Raw genomic sequence first — 15496 nt, 5'->3', positions numbered from 1 at the left:
CCCGCGATTGCTGTGTGTAAGGTTCGGATGCAGTGACTGACACACCGCATTCGCGCTCCTACAGGTTCCGGCGTGATCAGGCAATCGTATCCAGATCCGCGTGCCGGGTTTCTTTCAGGCACAGCATGGCGATCACGCTGATCAACGCTGCCGCCGAGACATACCCGCCGACCCAGCTCAGGCCGCCCATTTCCACCAGCTTCTGTGCGAAGAAAGGCGCGACCGAGGCACCGACAATACCGCCGATGTTGTAGGCCGCCGACGCGCCGGTATAACGCACCCGCGTAGGAAACAGCTCCGGCAACATCGCCCCCATCGGCGCGAACGTAACCCCCATCAGAAACAGCTCGATCGAGAGGAACAGCGTCACCGCCCAGGTCGTGCCGTGGGTCAGCAAGGGCTCCATCAGAAAGCCGGACAGGATCGCCAGCACTCCGCCGACGATCAGCACCGGCCTGCGGCCAAATCGGTCACTCGCCAGCGCGGACAGCGGCGTGGCGAGGGCCATGAACAGCACCGCAAAACACAGCATCGCCAGAAACGACTCGCGGCTGTAACCCAGCGTTTTCACCCCGTAGCTCAGCGAGAAGACTGTGGAGATATAGAACAGCGCGTAGCACACCACCATCGACGCTGCCCCCAGCAGCATCGGCTTCCAGTACTGCCCGAAGAGCTCGGCAATCGGCAGTTTTACCCGCTCGTGGCGGGCGATGGCCTTGGCGAAAACAGGCGTTTCCTCAAGCTTCAGGCGCACATACAGCCCGATGATGACCAGCACGGCACTGAGCAGAAACGGCACACGCCAGCCCCAGGAGCGGAATTGCTCGTCGTCCAGTGTCATGGCCAGCGTCAGAAACAGCCCGTTTGCTGCAAGGAAACCGATCGAAGGACCCAGCTGCGGGAACATGCCAAACCATGCTCGCTTGCCCTTGGGGGCGTTCTCGGTCGCCAGCAGCGCCGCGCCGCCCCATTCGCCGCCCAGTCCAAGGCCCTGGCCGAAGCGCAGCACGCAGAGCAGGATCGGCGCCCATGACCCGATGGCGTCGTAACCTGGTAACACGCCGATGAGCGTGGTGCAGACCCCCATGAGCAGGAGTGAGGCGACCAGTGTCGATTTGCGCCCGACGCGATCACCGAAGTGGCCGAACAACGCAGAGCCCAAGGGACGTGCGAGAAAAGCGATCCCGAACGTCAGAAACGCCGACAGCATCTGTGCGGTGCTGGAGGTTTGCGGGAAGAACACCGGCCCGATCACCAACGCGGCGGCGGTGGCGTACACGTAGAAATCGTAGAACTCGATGGCGGTGCCGATGAAACTGGCGGTGGCGACGCGTGCCGCAGAATTGGCGGGGCGGGCCTCGCTCTCGTCGCGGGTTGGAGAGGCAGAAGTCGTGGTCATGCGGATATCCCTGGCAGTCGCATCGCCTGTCAGCGGAATACGATGATTCGTACGCGCGCCGCGGCAATCGTTAATTGTTGTTTTGGTCCAGCGCTGAACAGACTAGCCCGGATGTGGGCAAAGGCGCGTGGCGTGCTCGGGATGGGAGCGAAGGCCAGGGTGTCGCGTGAGCGGTCAGGCTGTGTGACTGGCCGGATCGCGCATTGTGCGGGTAGCACGCGGATCGGCGGGGCTGGGTAAGCGGATCGATTATAGGAAGGTGGTCGGCGCGGAAACAAGTGTTTCAGGGCGCCGCCTGCCTTTTCAGATCACGTCTTTGGTGCGGGTGTTCAACCACATCAGCACCCGGCTGACGCGGTTGTCTTCAGTTTCGAGAATTTCCAGACGGTAGGGGCCGATCTTCAGGCAGACCGCGCTGTTGGGGATTGTCTCCAGCGCTTCGGTGATCAGGCCGTTGAGGGTTTTGGGTCCGTCGGAGGGCAGATGCCAGCCAAGGCTTTTATTCAGATCGCGAATCGACGCCGCGCCTTCGATCACCAGTCGCCCGTCAGGCTGCGGCTGAATGTGCGGGTTATCGAGGGCCTGCTCGCTTTCGAACTCGCCGACGATCTCTTCCAGAATGTCTTCGAGGCTGACGATGCCCAGCACTTCGCCGTACTCATCGACCACCACGCCCATGCGCCGCTGCTGTTTGTGGAAGTTGAGCAGCTGCATCTGCAGCGGGGTGCTTTCAGGCACGAAATACGGTTCGTAGCAGGCGGCTCGCAGCGCTTCTTTGGTCAGCTCGTTGCGCGGCAGCAGGTGGCTGATCATCCGCGTGTTGAGCACGCCTTCCACCTGATTGATGTCATTGTGGTAGACCGGCAGACGGGTGTGGCGGGAAATGATCAGCTTGTCGATGATCTCCTCGATGGTGTCGTCGAGGTTGATGCCGTCGACTTCGCTGCGCGGCACCAGGATGTCATTCACGGTCATGCGGTCCAGCGCGTAAATCCCGGAGATGACATGGGCGCGGCCATATTGGCTTTCATTGTCCTGATAGACCGTCGGGCGTGTGTCGTCTTCGTCATCGATGGTGTCTGGCCGACGCTTCGACAGAAAAGGGCGCAACAGCGTCTTGGCGATGTTCTTGTAGACCCAGGTCAGCGGCTGCAGCAGCCGGACCGGGATGCGCAGCACGTTGTTGCCCAGCAGCAGGATTGACTCGGGACGACGGGCGGCCAGCTTTCGCGGTATGAACTCGGTTACCACCACCAGCACGCTGGCGACGCCCAGCCAGGCAATCAGCGGGCCGTGAAAATACCAGTGCCCGATGGCCAGCAAGGTGGCGAGGATGGTAATCAGCGCCTTGAGCAGCGTGTTGCCGAGAATGAGGCTGTTGAGGTTGAACGCCAGAACCGGCTTCGGTGGCTCGTTGGAGCGGGGATTGACCGGCGTCGCCCGGAGATTGTGATGCGCCGCCTCGACCGCGCTGAACAGCGCAGACCACAACGTGAGCAGGGCAAGCAACGCAAGCATTGTGCCGACCGGCAGATTATCCATGATCAACGCCCGTCAGATGTGCAGGATGTATTCACGAACGAGCTTGCTGCCGAAGTAGGCCAGCATCAGGAGCACGAATCCGCCCAGCGTCCAGCGGATTGCCTTGTGGCCGCGCCAGCCCAAATGGTGGCGTCCCCACAGCAGCACACTGAAGACAATCCACGCGAGGATCGACAGCAGGGTTTTGTGCACCAGATGCTGGGCGAACAGGTTTTCGACGAACAGCCAGCCGGAGATCAGCGACATCGACAGCAAGACCCAGCCGGCCCAGAGAAAGCCAAAGAGCAGGCTTTCCATGGTCTGCAGTGGCGGAAAGCTTCTGATCAGGCCAAGTCGGTGCTTGTGCTTCAACTGGTGATCCTGCAGCAGCAGGAGCAAGGACTGGAACACCGCGATGGTGAACATTCCGTAGGCGAGGATCGACAGCAGGATATGGCTGATGATGCCGTGTTCTTCAATGATCGATTGCTGGGTACCGGAAGGCGCGAACTGCGCCATCAGGCTCGTGAGCAGCCCTAGCGGGAACAGGAGAATCAGCAGGATTTCGACGGGGAGGCGAATACACGCGAGCATGGTCACGATGATCACCGAAACAGCGATCAGGCTGGCGGCACTGAAAAAGTCCAGACCCAGGCCGATAGGGCGCACCAGTTGGCCGAACAGCGCACTGGCCTGGCAGGCGACGGCAAGGGTGCCGATCAGGCACAGCAACCATTTGTCGGCCTTTTGGCCCTGACGCAGGCGCATACCCTGGTAGACGGTCGCAGCGGCGTAAAAGACGGCGGCGGCGAGGCTGAAGAGCAAACTCGGTGACAAGGGGGACATAGATCCTGTTGGGCGTGCTCGGAAGCCGGTGAGTTTGGCATAAAAGGCGCATTTCACGAAAGACCACAGAAGCAGACGCCGTGGTGTCCGTGCGCGGGAGTCTTCGCTATAATCCGCGACCTGCTCAAGCCACAGGCTAGTCGATCGCTGTTTCAGCCGCCTTTATAGCGTCCCTATTATTAATAGCGATCCTGTGAAGAGCAGGCGTCGCGATTCGCCAGCCGACTGAAAAGGCCGCTACGGGCCGGGCCGCATCAATCGGGGTTCAGCACGAACCCAAAGGATCACGCATGTTTGAAAATCTGACAGATCGTCTCTCGCAGACGCTGCGCCAGGTCACTGGCAAAGCCAAGCTGACCGAGGACAACATCAAGGACACACTGCGTGAAGTGCGTATGGCGCTGCTTGAAGCCGACGTCGCCTTGCCGGTTGTCAAAGACTTCGTCAATCGCATCAAGGAGCGCGCCGTCGGCACCGAGGTGTCGCGCAGCCTGACGCCGGGCCAGGCGTTCGTGAAGATCGTCCAGGCCGAGCTGGAAGAGATGATGGGGGCGGCCAACGAAGAGCTTACCCTCAACGTCACGCCGCCGGCGGTCATCCTGATGGCGGGTCTGCAAGGTGCGGGCAAGACCACCACTGCCGGCAAGCTCGCCCGATTCCTGAAAGAACGAAAAAAGAAAACCGTGATGCTGGTCTCGGCGGACGTCTATCGTCCAGCAGCGATCAAGCAGCTGGAAACCCTGGCAAACGACATCGGCGTGACGTTCTTCCCGTCCGACATCAGCCAGAAGCCGGTGGACATCGCCGAAGCAGCTATTAAAGAAGCCAAGCTCAAGTTCATCGATGTCGTGATCCTCGACACCGCCGGTCGTCTGCACATCGACGCCGAGATGATGGGCGAGATCCAGGCGCTGCACGCAGCGGTCAAACCGGCCGAGACGTTGTTCGTGGTCGACGCCATGACCGGCCAGGATGCTGCGAACACCGCCAAGGCGTTTGGTGATGCACTGCCGCTGACCGGTGTGATCCTGACCAAGGTCGATGGCGACGCCCGTGGCGGTGCTGCGCTGTCGGTGCGCGCCATTACTGGCAAGCCGATCAAGTTCATCGGTATGGGCGAGAAGAGCGAGGCACTGGAGCCGTTCCACCCGGACCGTATCGCATCGCGCATCCTCGGCATGGGCGACGTGCTCAGCCTGATCGAGCAGGCCGAACAGACCCTCGACAAGGACAAGGCCGACAAACTCGCCAAGAAGCTGAAGAAAGGCAAGGGCTTCGACCTCGAAGACTTCCGCGATCAGTTGCAACAAATGAAGAACATGGGCGGCCTGGGCGGGCTCATGGACAAGCTGCCAAGCATCGGTGGCGTGAACCTGTCGCAGATGGGCAACGCACAAGGCGCGGCCGAAAAGCAGTTCAAGCAGATGGAAGCCATCATCAATTCGATGACCCCGGCCGAGCGTCGCGACCCTGAGCTGATCAGCGGTTCACGCAAGCGCCGTATCGCCATGGGTTCCGGCACCCAGGTGCAGGACATCGGTCGTCTGATCAAGCAGCACAAACAGATGCAGAAGATGATGAAAAAGTTTTCGACCAAGGGCGGCATGGCCAAAATGATGCGCGGCATGGGCGGAATGTTGCCCGGCGGCGGTATGCCCAAAATGTAAATTGCATCGCGCGGGCGTTATTCCCGCGCGTTCTTCATTGGGGCAACCGTCCCGGTGGCCTGCTCAGGCAGGCACTCAACGCCGTCATCCCTGACGGCTCCATGGCAGATCTAGGTGGCCCGACGGCGTACGCCGGAAAAAGTCATTTGCAAAAATCCGGATATTCCTTAGAATATGCGGCCTTTCGGGCACCCATGCCCGCTGTGCATCTTAGATTTGCAGCACCGACTACAGGAAAATTGTTCAATGCTAACAATCCGTCTTGCCCTTGGCGGCTCTAAAAAGCGCCCGTTCTACCACCTGACTGTCACCGACAGCCGCAACCCACGTGACGGTTCCCACAAGGAACAAATCGGTTTCTTCAACCCGGTTGCCCGTGGTCAGGAAATCCGTCTGTCCGTGAACCAAGAGCGTCTGGCCTACTGGCTGAGCGTTGGTGCACAACCTTCTGAGCGTGTTGCTTCGCTGTTGAAGGAATCTGCTAAGGCTGCGGCCTGAGCAATATGAACGCGACGCCAGCTTCCGCCGACGATCTGATCGTCATCGGCAAGATTTACTCGGTACACGGCGTTCGCGGCGAAGTGAAGGTGTATTCCTTTACTGATCCAACCGAAAACCTGTTGCAGTACAAAACCTGGACGCTCAAGCGCGAAGGCAATGTGAAACAGGTCGAGCTGGTCAGTGGACGCGGGAACGACAAGTTCCTGGTCGCCAAGCTCAAGGGTCTTGATGATCGTGAAGAAGCTCGTCTTCTGGCCGGTTATGAGATCTGCGTGCCACGCAACCTGTTCCCTGAATTGACCGACGGCGAGTACTACTGGTACCAGCTTGAAGGTCTGAAGGTCATTGACGGTCTTGGGCAATTGCTCGGGAAGGTCGATCATCTTCTGGAAACCGGCGCCAACGATGTAATGGTGGTCAAACCCTGCGCAGGCAGTTTGGATGATCGCGAACGCCTTTTGCCCTATACGGAGCAATGCGTGTTGGCAGTTGATCTGGTTGCAGGCGAGATGAAGGTGGAATGGGACGCGGATTTCTAAGCAATGGCCAGCCTGCGCATAGAAGTCATCACGCTGTTTCCCGAGATGTTTTCCGCCATCAGCGAATACGGCATTACCAGCCGTGCGGTGAAACAGGAGCTGTTGCAGCTCACCTGTTGGAATCCGCGGGATTACACCACTGATCGACATCACACTGTGGACGATCGCCCGTTTGGCGGTGGCCCTGGCATGGTGATGAAGATCAAGCCCCTCGAAGATGCTTTGGCTCAGGCCAGGCAGGCGGCGGGGGATGCGGCGAAGGTGATTTACCTGTCGCCACAAGGCCGCAAGCTGGATCAGTCTGCGGTACGCGAACTGGCGCAGGAAGAAGCACTTATCCTGATTGCCGGTCGTTATGAAGGCGTCGACGAGCGTTTTATTGAAGCTCATGTCGATGAAGAGTGGTCAATTGGCGACTATGTGTTATCTGGCGGTGAGCTGCCGGCCATGGTCCTGATAGATGCGGTTACGCGACTGCTGCCTGGAGCTTTAGGGCATGTAGATTCCGCGGAGGAAGATTCCTTCACGGATGGTCTGCTGGATTGCCCGCACTACACCCGACCGGAGGTGTATGCGGATCAGCGTGTTCCCGACGTATTGCTTAGTGGCAATCACGCACACATCCGGCGTTGGCGTTTACAGCAGTCCCTTGGGCGGACCTATGAACGACGCGCCGATCTTCTGGAAAGCCGCTCGCTTTCTGGAGAAGAGAAGAAGCTGCTGGCGGAATACCTCCGCGAGCGGGACGATAGTTAACGTATCGATGGTAAATCCAACCGGTTTACCTTAGGAGCACAGCATGACTAACAAAATCATCCTTGCACTCGAAGCAGAGCAGATGACCAAAGAGATCCCTCCCTTTGCCCCGGGCGACACCATTGTCGTTCAGGTGAAAGTGAAGGAAGGCGACCGCGCTCGTCTGCAGGCGTTCGAAGGCGTTGTTATCGCCAAGCGTAACCGTGGTGTGAACAGTGCTTTCACTGTTCGTAAAATCTCCAACGGTGTCGGCGTTGAACGTACTTTCCAGACCTACAGCCCGCAAATCGACAGCATGGCTGTGAAACGTCGCGGCGACGTTCGCAAGGCCAAGCTGTACTACCTGCGTGACCTGTCCGGTAAAGCAGCTCGCATCAAGGAAAAACTGGTTTAATCCCAGTCTTCCCATGCGAATGAAAAAGCAGCCTACGGGCTGCTTTTTTGCTTTCTGGCATTCGGGTTTTGTCCCGCCTTCGCAGGTATGAAAAACTGCCTCCGCTTTCCACCACTCAAGTCAGAACCCATGCCCGCCATTGACCATCCCATGATCGACCGCTTCCTCGACGCCCTGTGGCTGGAGAAAGGGCTGTCGGACAACACGCGCGACGCCTATCGCAGCGACCTGGCGCTATTCAACGGCTGGTTGCAGGAAAAGGGCGTGGACCTGATGAGTGTCAGTCGGGAAGCGATTCTCGACCACCTGGGGTGGCGGGTCGACAATGGCTACAAACCTCGCTCGACGGCGCGACTGCTTTCCGGGGTACGCGGCTTCTACCGCTATTTGCTCAGAGAAAAGCTGATCGCGGTCGACCCGACGTTGCAGGTCGACATGCCGCAGCTGGGTAAGCCGCTTCCCAAATCCTTGTCCGAAGCTGACGTCGAAGCGTTGCTCGCCGCGCCCGATCTGAGCGACGCCATCGGCCAGCGCGACCGGGCCATGCTCGAAGTGCTCTACGCCTGCGGACTGCGCGTGACCGAGCTGATCAGCCTGACACTGGAGCAGGTCAACTTGCGCCAGGGCGTGTTGCGCATCATGGGCAAAGGCAGCAAGGAGCGGCTGGTGCCGATGGGGGAGGAAGCCATCGTCTGGGTCGAGCGCTACATGCGCGACGCTCGCCACGAATTGCTCAATGGCCGGCCCAGCGACGTGCTGTTTCCCAGCCAGCGCGGCGAACAGATGACCCGCCAGACCTTCTGGCATCGCATCAAGCATCAGGCCAAAGTCGCCGGCATCGGCAAATCCCTGTCGCCTCACACCCTGCGTCACGCCTTTGCCACCCACCTGCTCAACCACGGCGCCGACCTGCGCGTCGTGCAGATGCTTCTCGGCCACAGCGACCTGTCGACCACGCAGATCTACACCCATGTCGCCCGCGCGCGGTTGCAGGAAATGCATGCGAAGCATCACCCGAGGGGATAGATGACCTCGGTAATTTACGATCTGTCTTACATCGGCGGGCGTCGGCCTCGGGAGCCTTATGTGATAGGCTTTGCCGGTTTCGCAGATCAAGGCCCTGAAAACCTGCCGGCGCTTTTTCGCCACCCGTTTTCAGCCCGGCCCGTCTGCTCACCGCTCGAGGAGTTTTCATGCGCGTCACTCGTTTTCTCGGTGCTGCCGTTGTAGCGCTGGCCAGCTCTTTCAGCCTGTTTGCCCACGCCGATGAGGCGTCCGACAAAGCCATTCGCAAGACCCTGGAATCGCTCAATCTGGAAATTCCCATCGAGAGCATTTCCAGCAGTCCATTGAACGGCCTCTATGAGGTCAATCTGAAAGGCGGCCGCGTGCTCTACGCCAGCGCCGACGGCCAGTTCGTCATGCAGGGCAACCTGTATCAGATGCAGGGCGGCAAGCCGGTCAACCTGACCGAGAAGGTTGAGCGTCAGGCGATTTCCAAGACCATCAATGGCATTCCCGCTGCTGAAATGGTTGTCTATCCAGCCGTTGGCGAAACCAAGTCACACATCACGGTGTTCACAGACACTACCTGCCCGTACTGCCACAAACTTCACGCCGAAGTGCCGGAGCTGAACAAGCGCGGCATCGAAGTGCGTTACGTGGCGTTCCCGCGCCAGGGCCTGGGTTCGCCGGGCGACGAGCAACTTCAGGCCGTGTGGTGCTCGAAAGACCGCCGCGCTGCCATGGACCGCATGGTCGACGGCAAGAATATTCAGGCGCCCAAGTGCGACAACCCGGTCACCAGGCAATTTGAAATCGGCCAGTCCATCGGCGTGAACGGTACACCGGCCATCGTGTTGGCCGACGGTCAGCTGATTCCGGGCTACCAGCCGGCGCCACAAGTCGCCAAACTGGCGCTGAGTGCCAAGTAATTTCGTTTATCGCAGCCTCCTGCGGTAGACATTGAAGCGGCCTGTGAGCAGCGCTTCATCAATAGCGAGCCGTGTTGAATGCGGCTGATTCCACGGCCGGCCTCGCGTCGGCCGTTTTATGGGGAGTTCATAGTGAAACCGGTCAAAGTAGGCATCTGTGGGCTGGGTACTGTCGGTGGCGGTACCTTCAATGTGCTAAAGCGTAACGCCGAGGAAATTGCCCGCCGTGCCGGGCGTGGAATCGAAGTGGCGCAGATTGCCATGCGTACACCAAACCCCAATTGCCAGATTACCGGTACCCCGACCACGACCGACGTATTCGACGTGGCGAGCAACCCTGAAATCGACATCGTCATCGAGCTGATCGGTGGTTACACCATCGCCCGCGAACTGGTGCTCAAGGCCATCGAAAACGGCAAGCACGTGGTCACCGCCAACAAGGCGCTGATCGCCGTGCACGGTAACGAGATTTTCGCCAAGGCCCGGGAGAAGGGCGTCATCGTTGCTTTCGAAGCGGCAGTGGCGGGCGGTATCCCGGTGATCAAGGCCATTCGTGAAGGCCTGTCGGCCAACCGCATCAACTGGGTCGCCGGCATCATCAACGGTACCGGCAATTTCATCCTCACCGAGATGCGTGAAAAGGGCCGTACCTTCCAGGACGTTCTTGCCGAAGCGCAGGCGCTGGGCTATGCAGAAGCCGATCCGACCTTCGACGTCGAGGGCATCGACGCCGCGCACAAGCTGACCATTCTGGCGTCCATCGCCTTTGGCATCCCGCTGCAATTCGACAAGGCCTACACCGAAGGCATCACCAAGCTGACCACCGCCGACGTCAATTACGCCGAAGCACTGGGTTACCGCATCAAGCACCTTGGCGTTGCCCGCAGCACGCCGAGCGGTATCGAACTGCGCGTTCACCCTACGCTGATCCCGGCGGATCGCCTGATCGCCAACGTCAATGGCGTGATGAACGCCGTGATGGTCAACGGCGACGCCGCCGGATCGACCCTCTTCTACGGCGCGGGTGCCGGCATGGAGCCGACCGCTTCATCCGTGGTGGCCGATCTGGTCGACGTGGTCCGTGCCCTGACCACCGACCCTGAAAACCGCGTCCCGCATCTGGCCTTCCAGCCCGATTCGCTGTCGGCCCACCCGATCCTGCCGATCGATGCGTGCGAAAGTGCGTACTACCTGCGCATCCAGGCCAAGGATCATCCGGGCGTGCTGGCGCAGGTGGCGAGCATTCTGTCCGAGCGCGGCATCAACATCGAATCGATCATGCAAAAAGAAGTCGAAGAGCACGACGGCCTGGTGCCAATGATTCTGCTGACCCACCGCGTGGTCGAGAAACGCATGAACGATGCGATCGAAGCGCTGGAAGCGCTGGAAGATGTTGCCGGGCCGGTTGTGCGCATCCGCGTCGAGCATCTGAACTGAAAGCAGCGATAAGTCCAAAGCGGCAAGCTGCAAGTGAGAGCAAAATCATATCGCGGTGAGCTTCGTGCTCCGGGCGGCAGGGGGAAGGCGAATCGTCTTGACCTGCAGCTCGCCACTTGAAGCTTGCCGCCCAAACCGAAGGTTTGAAAAATGCGCTATATCAGTACCCGCGGCCAGGCACCGGCCCTGAATTTCGAAGACGTGTTGCTGACCGGTCTGGCGAGCGACGGTGGTCTGTACGTTCCAGAGAACCTGCCGCGTTTCACTCAGGAAGAAATCGCGTCCTGGGCCGGTCTGCCTTACCACGAGCTGGCATTTCGCGTCATGCGCCCGTTCGTGACGGGCAGCATTCCCGACGCGGATTTCAAGAAGATTCTCGAAGAAACCTACGGCGTGTTTTCCCACGCGGCGGTCGCCCCACTGCGTCAGCTGAACGGCAACGAGTGGGTGCTGGAGCTGTTCCATGGCCCGACCCTTGCGTTCAAGGATTTCGCCCTGCAACTGCTGGGTCGTCTGCTGGATTACGTGCTCGAGAAGCGCGGCGAACGCGTGGTCATCATGGGCGCAACGTCGGGTGACACCGGCTCGGCCGCCATCGAAGGCTGCCGTCGCTGCGACAACGTCGACATCTTCATCCTGCACCCGAACAATCGCGTTTCCGATGTTCAGCGCCGCCAGATGACCACCATCTTCGGCGAGAACATTCACAACATCGCGATCGAAGGCAACTTCGACGACTGCCAGGAAATGGTCAAGAACAGCTTCGCCGACCAGAGCTTCCTCAAGGGCACGCGTCTGGTGGCAGTGAACTCGATCAACTGGGCGCGGATCATGGCCCAGATCGTTTACTACTTTCACGCGGCGCTGCAGTTGGGTGGCCCGGCGCGTTCGGTGGCGTTCTCCGTGCCGACCGGCAACTTCGGCGACATTTTCGCCGGCTACCTGGCCCGCAACATGGGCTTGCCGATCAGCCAGCTGGTGGTCGCGACCAACCGCAACGACATCCTGCACCGCTTCATGAGCGGCAATCAGTATGTCAAAGAGACCCTGCACGCAACGTTGACCCCGTCGATGGACATCATGGTGTCGTCCAACTTCGAGCGTCTGCTGTTCGACATGCACGGTCGCAACGGCGGCGCGATTGCCAAGCTGATGGACACCTTCAGGCAAGGCGGCGGTTTCAGCGTGGATGAAGAACGCTGGACCGAAACCCGCAAGCTGTTTGATTCCCTGGCGGTCAGTGACGAAGACACCTGCAAAACCATCGCCGAAGTCTTCGCCAGCACCGGCGAGCTGCTCGATCCGCACACCGCGATCGGCGTGAAGGCCGCGCGGGACTGCCGCCGCAGCCTGGACACGCCGATGGTGATTCTGGGAACGGCGCATCCGGTCAAGTTCCCGGACGCAGTGCTGAAGGCCGGTGTAGGAAAAGCGCTTGAGCTGCCTGCACATTTGTCTGATTTGTTTGAGCGAGACGAACGCTGCACCGTCCTGCCGAACGACCTCAAGGCCGTGCAGGCCTTTGTCAGCCAACACGGTAATCGTGGCAAACCCCTCTGACCGTATCGCCGTGTAACAACTAAGGCCCGCCTCGCAGCGGGCCTTGTTTTTTCTGCGTGCCACACTTCCGAAGAATTTCAATTTCTCGGATAAGCCTGTGGTTGTTAAACATTTTTACTCAGCGGCATTGAATGGCCGTCAGCTTGATATCGGACCGGCGCTGTGGGCACTCCTGCTGCTCGTGTGCCTCTACAGTCGCGCTGGTCACGCCGGTGAAAACCTGCCGTTCGCCTTGGGCGCACCTTTCCTCCCGCAGCAGCCCCTCGCCCTCGATGACGCGGACCGCCAGTGGCTGGACGCACGCAAGGCACTCCGTGTCGGCATTTCCGTCGCCGATCACGAGCCCGTCGACATCACCACCGACCGCAATCGCTATCAGGGCATCAGCGCGGATTACCTCAGCGTGGTCAGCGCCCGGTTGGCAATTCCCGTTCAATTGCGAGGGTTCGCCAAACGTGAGAAGGCCGTGGAGGCATTACTGGCGGGTGACATCGACGTGCTGACCAGCGCCAGCGGATTCGAGCGAAACAAAGCCGGGCTGGCGTTGACGCGCGAGTACGTGCCGGACCGGGCGGTGGTGTTCGGGCGGGCCAACGACACCAGCCTCAAGCCTACGCTGGAAGGTAAACGCGTGCTGCTGCTGGACGGCTATGCCGATGCTGCGGTTGTGCAGCGTATCTATCCCGAAAGCAATATCGTACTTGCCCCCACGCTCTACAGCGCCATGGAGGCGTTGGCCCACGACGACGCCGACGCGCTGATCGCCAACGAACTCGTGGTGCAGTCCTACAGCCTCTTGCGGCCCTACCTTCGGCTGCACAGAAAGTTCGACAGTCTGTTGCCAGCCGTTGGTTTTTCGTTCGCCCTTCGCGAGAAAGACTCCAGACTTAGCCTGCTGTTCGACCGCGTGCTGGCAGACATGGACGAGTCCTTGCATCGGGAAATTCTCGGGCGATGGACCGTCGGGCTTGGCGCTGACCCTGCTCGTCGGCAAGTCAGCCTTAATCCTGCTGAACAGTTATGGATTCGCAAGCATCCGCGGGTAGTGGTAGCGTCAACTCAGCACCCTCCCTACATTTACAAAGACGCTCGTGGTCAATGGGCCGGGTTGAATGTCGATCTGTTGGCGCGGATTTCGCGTCTGACCGGGTTGCAGTTTGTGTATCAGGAAACGCCTTCCACCCATTCGCTGCTTGAAACCTTGGCCCACGGCGGCGCGCACATGAACACCACCCTGGCGGAGAACCCCGAGCGCAAGAAACTGCTGTATTTCACCTATGCATTTGGAGGCAATAGCTGGGTGTTTCTGGAGCGCGCCGACAGCGACGCGTCCCTTCAGCTGGCGGACATGACCGGCAAGGTACTTGCGCTTCCGTCGCGACATGCGTTGCTGGAGTTTATTCAGACACGCTATCCGCAAATCCGTCTGCGGCTCGTGCCCACCTACGCCGAGGCCCGGCAGCTCGTGGAGGAGGGTGAGGCGCACGCCACTATTCAGAACGAGGCAGGCGCCTGGCTGTATCCGCCAGGCGAGCTGAAAGTGGGGCGCAGCGTCGAAGGGTTGTGGTCTCCCGACCGGTTTTCCGTGGTCAAGGGCCATCCTGAATTGCTCGGCATCTTGAACAAGGCCCTGGAAGAGTTTTCCGTGACGGAGATGCGTGCCATTCGCCTCAAATGGCTCGGTGCGGCAGCCGCTCCGCCTTCGGTCTGGAACCGCATTCCTTACTGGGTTTACTGGGTTACGAGCGCCTCACTGCTGCTGGGCCTGGTGTCGCTGCTCTGGAGTAGCCGCCTGAGGTATCAGATCCATCAACGGCAGCGAGCCGAAGCACAATTGGGTGATCAGCTCGCCTTCAAGCGAACCCTGCTTGATGCCTTCCCGAACCCTGTTTATGTGCGTGACCTGCAAGGCCGGCTCGTCGCCTGCAACCGCAGTTATGAGGAGAGCTTCGGGATCAGTTACGAACAGATGCAGGGCCGACGCCTGATCGATGTGGATCTCGTTGACCGTGAAATGGCCGAGCAAATGCACGCCGATTACATGCGTCTGCTGGAGACGCAGGAGCCCGTGTTTACCGAGCGCGCCCTTACGCTGGCCGGGCGAGTGGTCCACGCCTGGCAATGGGTGGTGCCCTACCATCGCGCCGACGGACAGATGCAGGGACTGCTCGGCGGCTGGATGGACATCAGCGAGCGCAAACGCCTGGAGAGCGAGTTGCGCGAAGCACGTCAAGCCGCGGAGCAGGCGGCAGGGCAGCTGAAGGGCCTGCTCGACGAATTGGGGCAAGCGAAGGCATCGGGGGTGTAAATTTTGCCTGTCACATTCGGCAGGCATGCTCCGGAGTCAAGCTGTTGCAGTCAGTGCGCATGTGTCAAAGCGCCACAGTGCTCAGAACTTTCCACTGCTGCCAATGGTCATTGGTTAGCACCTTTGCATTCAAACTGTTGAGTGGTGATCCGGATGGAAAATATCAGCTTGCTACTGAGCGAAGCGCTGTCCCCTTATCAGGTGAGCATTGGCCCTGCCGGTATTCTGGGTGAGCGTCTGGTGACGCTGAAAAACCCAGTGGGTGCGATTGTGATTGAACGTGTTTTTTCTGCATCGCAATTGGGCGACAAGCGTCAGCTGACTGACGTGGTAGATGGTCTTCACCGTGATTTGATGGTGGCAGAAGGGCGCATCGAGCCTTGTGTGATCGCCGCCATGCGCAATGTTTCTCAGTCTGCTGCTTACGCTGCCGCCCGACCTTTCGTCTGAGCCGCAGGGAACCTTCTCGATTCAGTAGGCTCCTATCAGTTACGGCAGGCGCAGGCATTGTGCTCCGGTGTTCATGCTGCCTGCCGTACGGGTCCAAGATGGGCCACGGTTGACCCCGAGTAGTCTCCCCGCTGCTCGGGGTTTCTTTTTGCCTGAAATTCAGCGCCTCAATGCCGGGCCTGGA

Annotated in this window: 13 protein-coding genes and 1 pseudogene; 11 read left to right on the top strand and 3 right to left on the bottom strand. The window is 59.8% G+C overall.

What is annotated here, in order from left to right:
• Positions 1-76: 76 nt before the first annotated feature.
• The 3 genes from BMY98_RS20790 to BMY98_RS20780 all read right to left on the bottom strand — a co-directional run bounded on the left by BMY98_RS20790 (position 77) and on the right by BMY98_RS20780 (position 3766).
• Positions 77-1399, bottom strand: a complete 1323-nt coding sequence (locus BMY98_RS20790) for an MFS transporter (protein WP_074892282.1) — start codon at positions 1397-1399, stop codon at positions 77-79.
• 303 nt (positions 1400-1702) lie between these two features.
• Positions 1703-2941, bottom strand: coding sequence for a transporter associated domain-containing protein (locus BMY98_RS20785; protein ID WP_074892281.1), 1239 nt, complete (start codon positions 2939-2941; stop codon positions 1703-1705).
• 12 nt (positions 2942-2953) lie between these two features.
• Positions 2954-3766 carry a cytochrome C assembly family protein gene (locus BMY98_RS20780; protein WP_074892280.1) on the bottom strand — a complete coding sequence of 271 codons (813 nt, stop codon included), beginning with the start codon at positions 3764-3766 and terminating at the stop codon, positions 2954-2956.
• Positions 3767-4056: 290 nt separating this feature from the next.
• On the opposite strand from BMY98_RS20780, the gene ffh reads away from it, so the two are divergent.
• From ffh to BMY98_RS20725, 11 genes and pseudogenes are all read left to right on the top strand, one after another.
• On the top strand, positions 4057-5433 hold the full coding sequence (gene ffh / locus BMY98_RS20775; RefSeq protein WP_065989960.1) for a signal recognition particle protein: 1377 nt from the start codon (positions 4057-4059) through the stop codon (positions 5431-5433).
• 246 nt (positions 5434-5679) lie between these two features.
• Positions 5680-5931: a 30S ribosomal protein S16 gene (gene rpsP / locus BMY98_RS20770; protein ID WP_037012442.1), complete on the top strand. Its 252-nt coding sequence runs from the start codon at positions 5680-5682 to the stop codon at positions 5929-5931.
• Between the two features lie 5 nt (positions 5932-5936).
• Positions 5937-6473, top strand: a complete 537-nt coding sequence (gene rimM, locus BMY98_RS20765; RefSeq protein ID WP_037012440.1) for a ribosome maturation factor RimM — start codon at positions 5937-5939, stop codon at positions 6471-6473.
• Between the two features lie 3 nt (positions 6474-6476).
• Entirely contained in the window at positions 6477-7229 is a 753-nt protein-coding gene (gene trmD, locus BMY98_RS20760) for a tRNA (guanosine(37)-N1)-methyltransferase TrmD (protein WP_065989956.1), read from the top strand.
• Between the two features lie 43 nt (positions 7230-7272).
• On the top strand, positions 7273-7623 hold the full coding sequence (rplS, locus tag BMY98_RS20755) for a 50S ribosomal protein L19 (RefSeq protein ID WP_037012438.1): 351 nt from the start codon (positions 7273-7275) through the stop codon (positions 7621-7623).
• Between the two features lie 129 nt (positions 7624-7752).
• Complete coding sequence (gene xerD / locus BMY98_RS20750; protein WP_074892279.1) at positions 7753-8649, top strand: site-specific tyrosine recombinase XerD; 897 nt, start codon at positions 7753-7755, stop codon at positions 8647-8649.
• A gap of 167 nt (positions 8650-8816) precedes the next feature.
• Entirely contained in the window at positions 8817-9557 is a 741-nt protein-coding gene (dsbC, locus tag BMY98_RS20745; RefSeq protein ID WP_074892278.1) for a bifunctional protein-disulfide isomerase/oxidoreductase DsbC, read from the top strand.
• Positions 9558-9689: 132 nt separating this feature from the next.
• Entirely contained in the window at positions 9690-10994 is a 1305-nt protein-coding gene (locus BMY98_RS20740; RefSeq protein WP_074892277.1) for a homoserine dehydrogenase, read from the top strand.
• A 150-nt stretch (positions 10995-11144) separates the two neighbouring features.
• Positions 11145-12554 (top strand): threonine synthase, encoded by a 1410-nt coding sequence (thrC, locus tag BMY98_RS20735; RefSeq protein WP_074892276.1) that lies wholly within the window; start codon positions 11145-11147, stop codon positions 12552-12554.
• Positions 12555-12726: 172 nt separating this feature from the next.
• A pseudogene (locus tag BMY98_RS20730) lies at positions 12727-14802 on the top strand (transporter substrate-binding domain-containing protein); the annotation flags it as partial.
• A gap of 213 nt (positions 14803-15015) precedes the next feature.
• Positions 15016-15312, top strand: a complete 297-nt coding sequence (locus BMY98_RS20725) for a DUF3509 domain-containing protein (RefSeq protein WP_074892274.1) — start codon at positions 15016-15018, stop codon at positions 15310-15312.
• Positions 15313-15496: the final 184 nt, after the last annotated feature.

The organism is Pseudomonas graminis, from assembly GCF_900111735.1.
GTDB lineage: Bacteria > Pseudomonadota > Gammaproteobacteria > Pseudomonadales > Pseudomonadaceae > Aquipseudomonas > Aquipseudomonas graminis.
Note: the sequence above shows the minus strand (reverse complement) of the source record. Positions and strands in the feature narration are given on the sequence as shown.

What these genes read in the sequence shown, in the direction of transcription:
- rpsP (WP_037012442.1), top strand. Translation starts at nt 5,680, where the DNA reads ATGCTAACAATCCGTCTTGCCCTTGGCGGCTCTAAAAAGCGCCCGTTC.
- xerD (WP_074892279.1), top strand. Translation starts at nt 7,753, where the DNA reads ATGCCCGCCATTGACCATCCCATGATCGACCGCTTCCTCGACGCCCTG.
- dsbC (WP_074892278.1), top strand. Translation starts at nt 8,817, where the DNA reads ATGCGCGTCACTCGTTTTCTCGGTGCTGCCGTTGTAGCGCTGGCCAGC.
- thrC (WP_074892276.1), top strand. Translation starts at nt 11,145, where the DNA reads ATGCGCTATATCAGTACCCGCGGCCAGGCACCGGCCCTGAATTTCGAA.
- trmD (WP_065989956.1), top strand. Translation starts at nt 6,477, where the DNA reads ATGGCCAGCCTGCGCATAGAAGTCATCACGCTGTTTCCCGAGATGTTT.
- BMY98_RS20790 (WP_074892282.1), bottom strand. Translation starts at nt 1,399, where the DNA reads ATGACCACGACTTCTGCCTCTCCAACCCGCGACGAGAGCGAGGCCCGC.
- BMY98_RS20780 (WP_074892280.1), bottom strand. Translation starts at nt 3,766, where the DNA reads ATGTCCCCCTTGTCACCGAGTTTGCTCTTCAGCCTCGCCGCCGCCGTC.
- rimM (WP_037012440.1), top strand. Translation starts at nt 5,937, where the DNA reads ATGAACGCGACGCCAGCTTCCGCCGACGATCTGATCGTCATCGGCAAG.
- BMY98_RS20725 (WP_074892274.1), top strand. Translation starts at nt 15,016, where the DNA reads ATGGAAAATATCAGCTTGCTACTGAGCGAAGCGCTGTCCCCTTATCAG.
- rplS (WP_037012438.1), top strand. Translation starts at nt 7,273, where the DNA reads ATGACTAACAAAATCATCCTTGCACTCGAAGCAGAGCAGATGACCAAA.
- ffh (WP_065989960.1), top strand. Translation starts at nt 4,057, where the DNA reads ATGTTTGAAAATCTGACAGATCGTCTCTCGCAGACGCTGCGCCAGGTC.
- BMY98_RS20785 (WP_074892281.1), bottom strand. Translation starts at nt 2,941, where the DNA reads ATGGATAATCTGCCGGTCGGCACAATGCTTGCGTTGCTTGCCCTGCTC.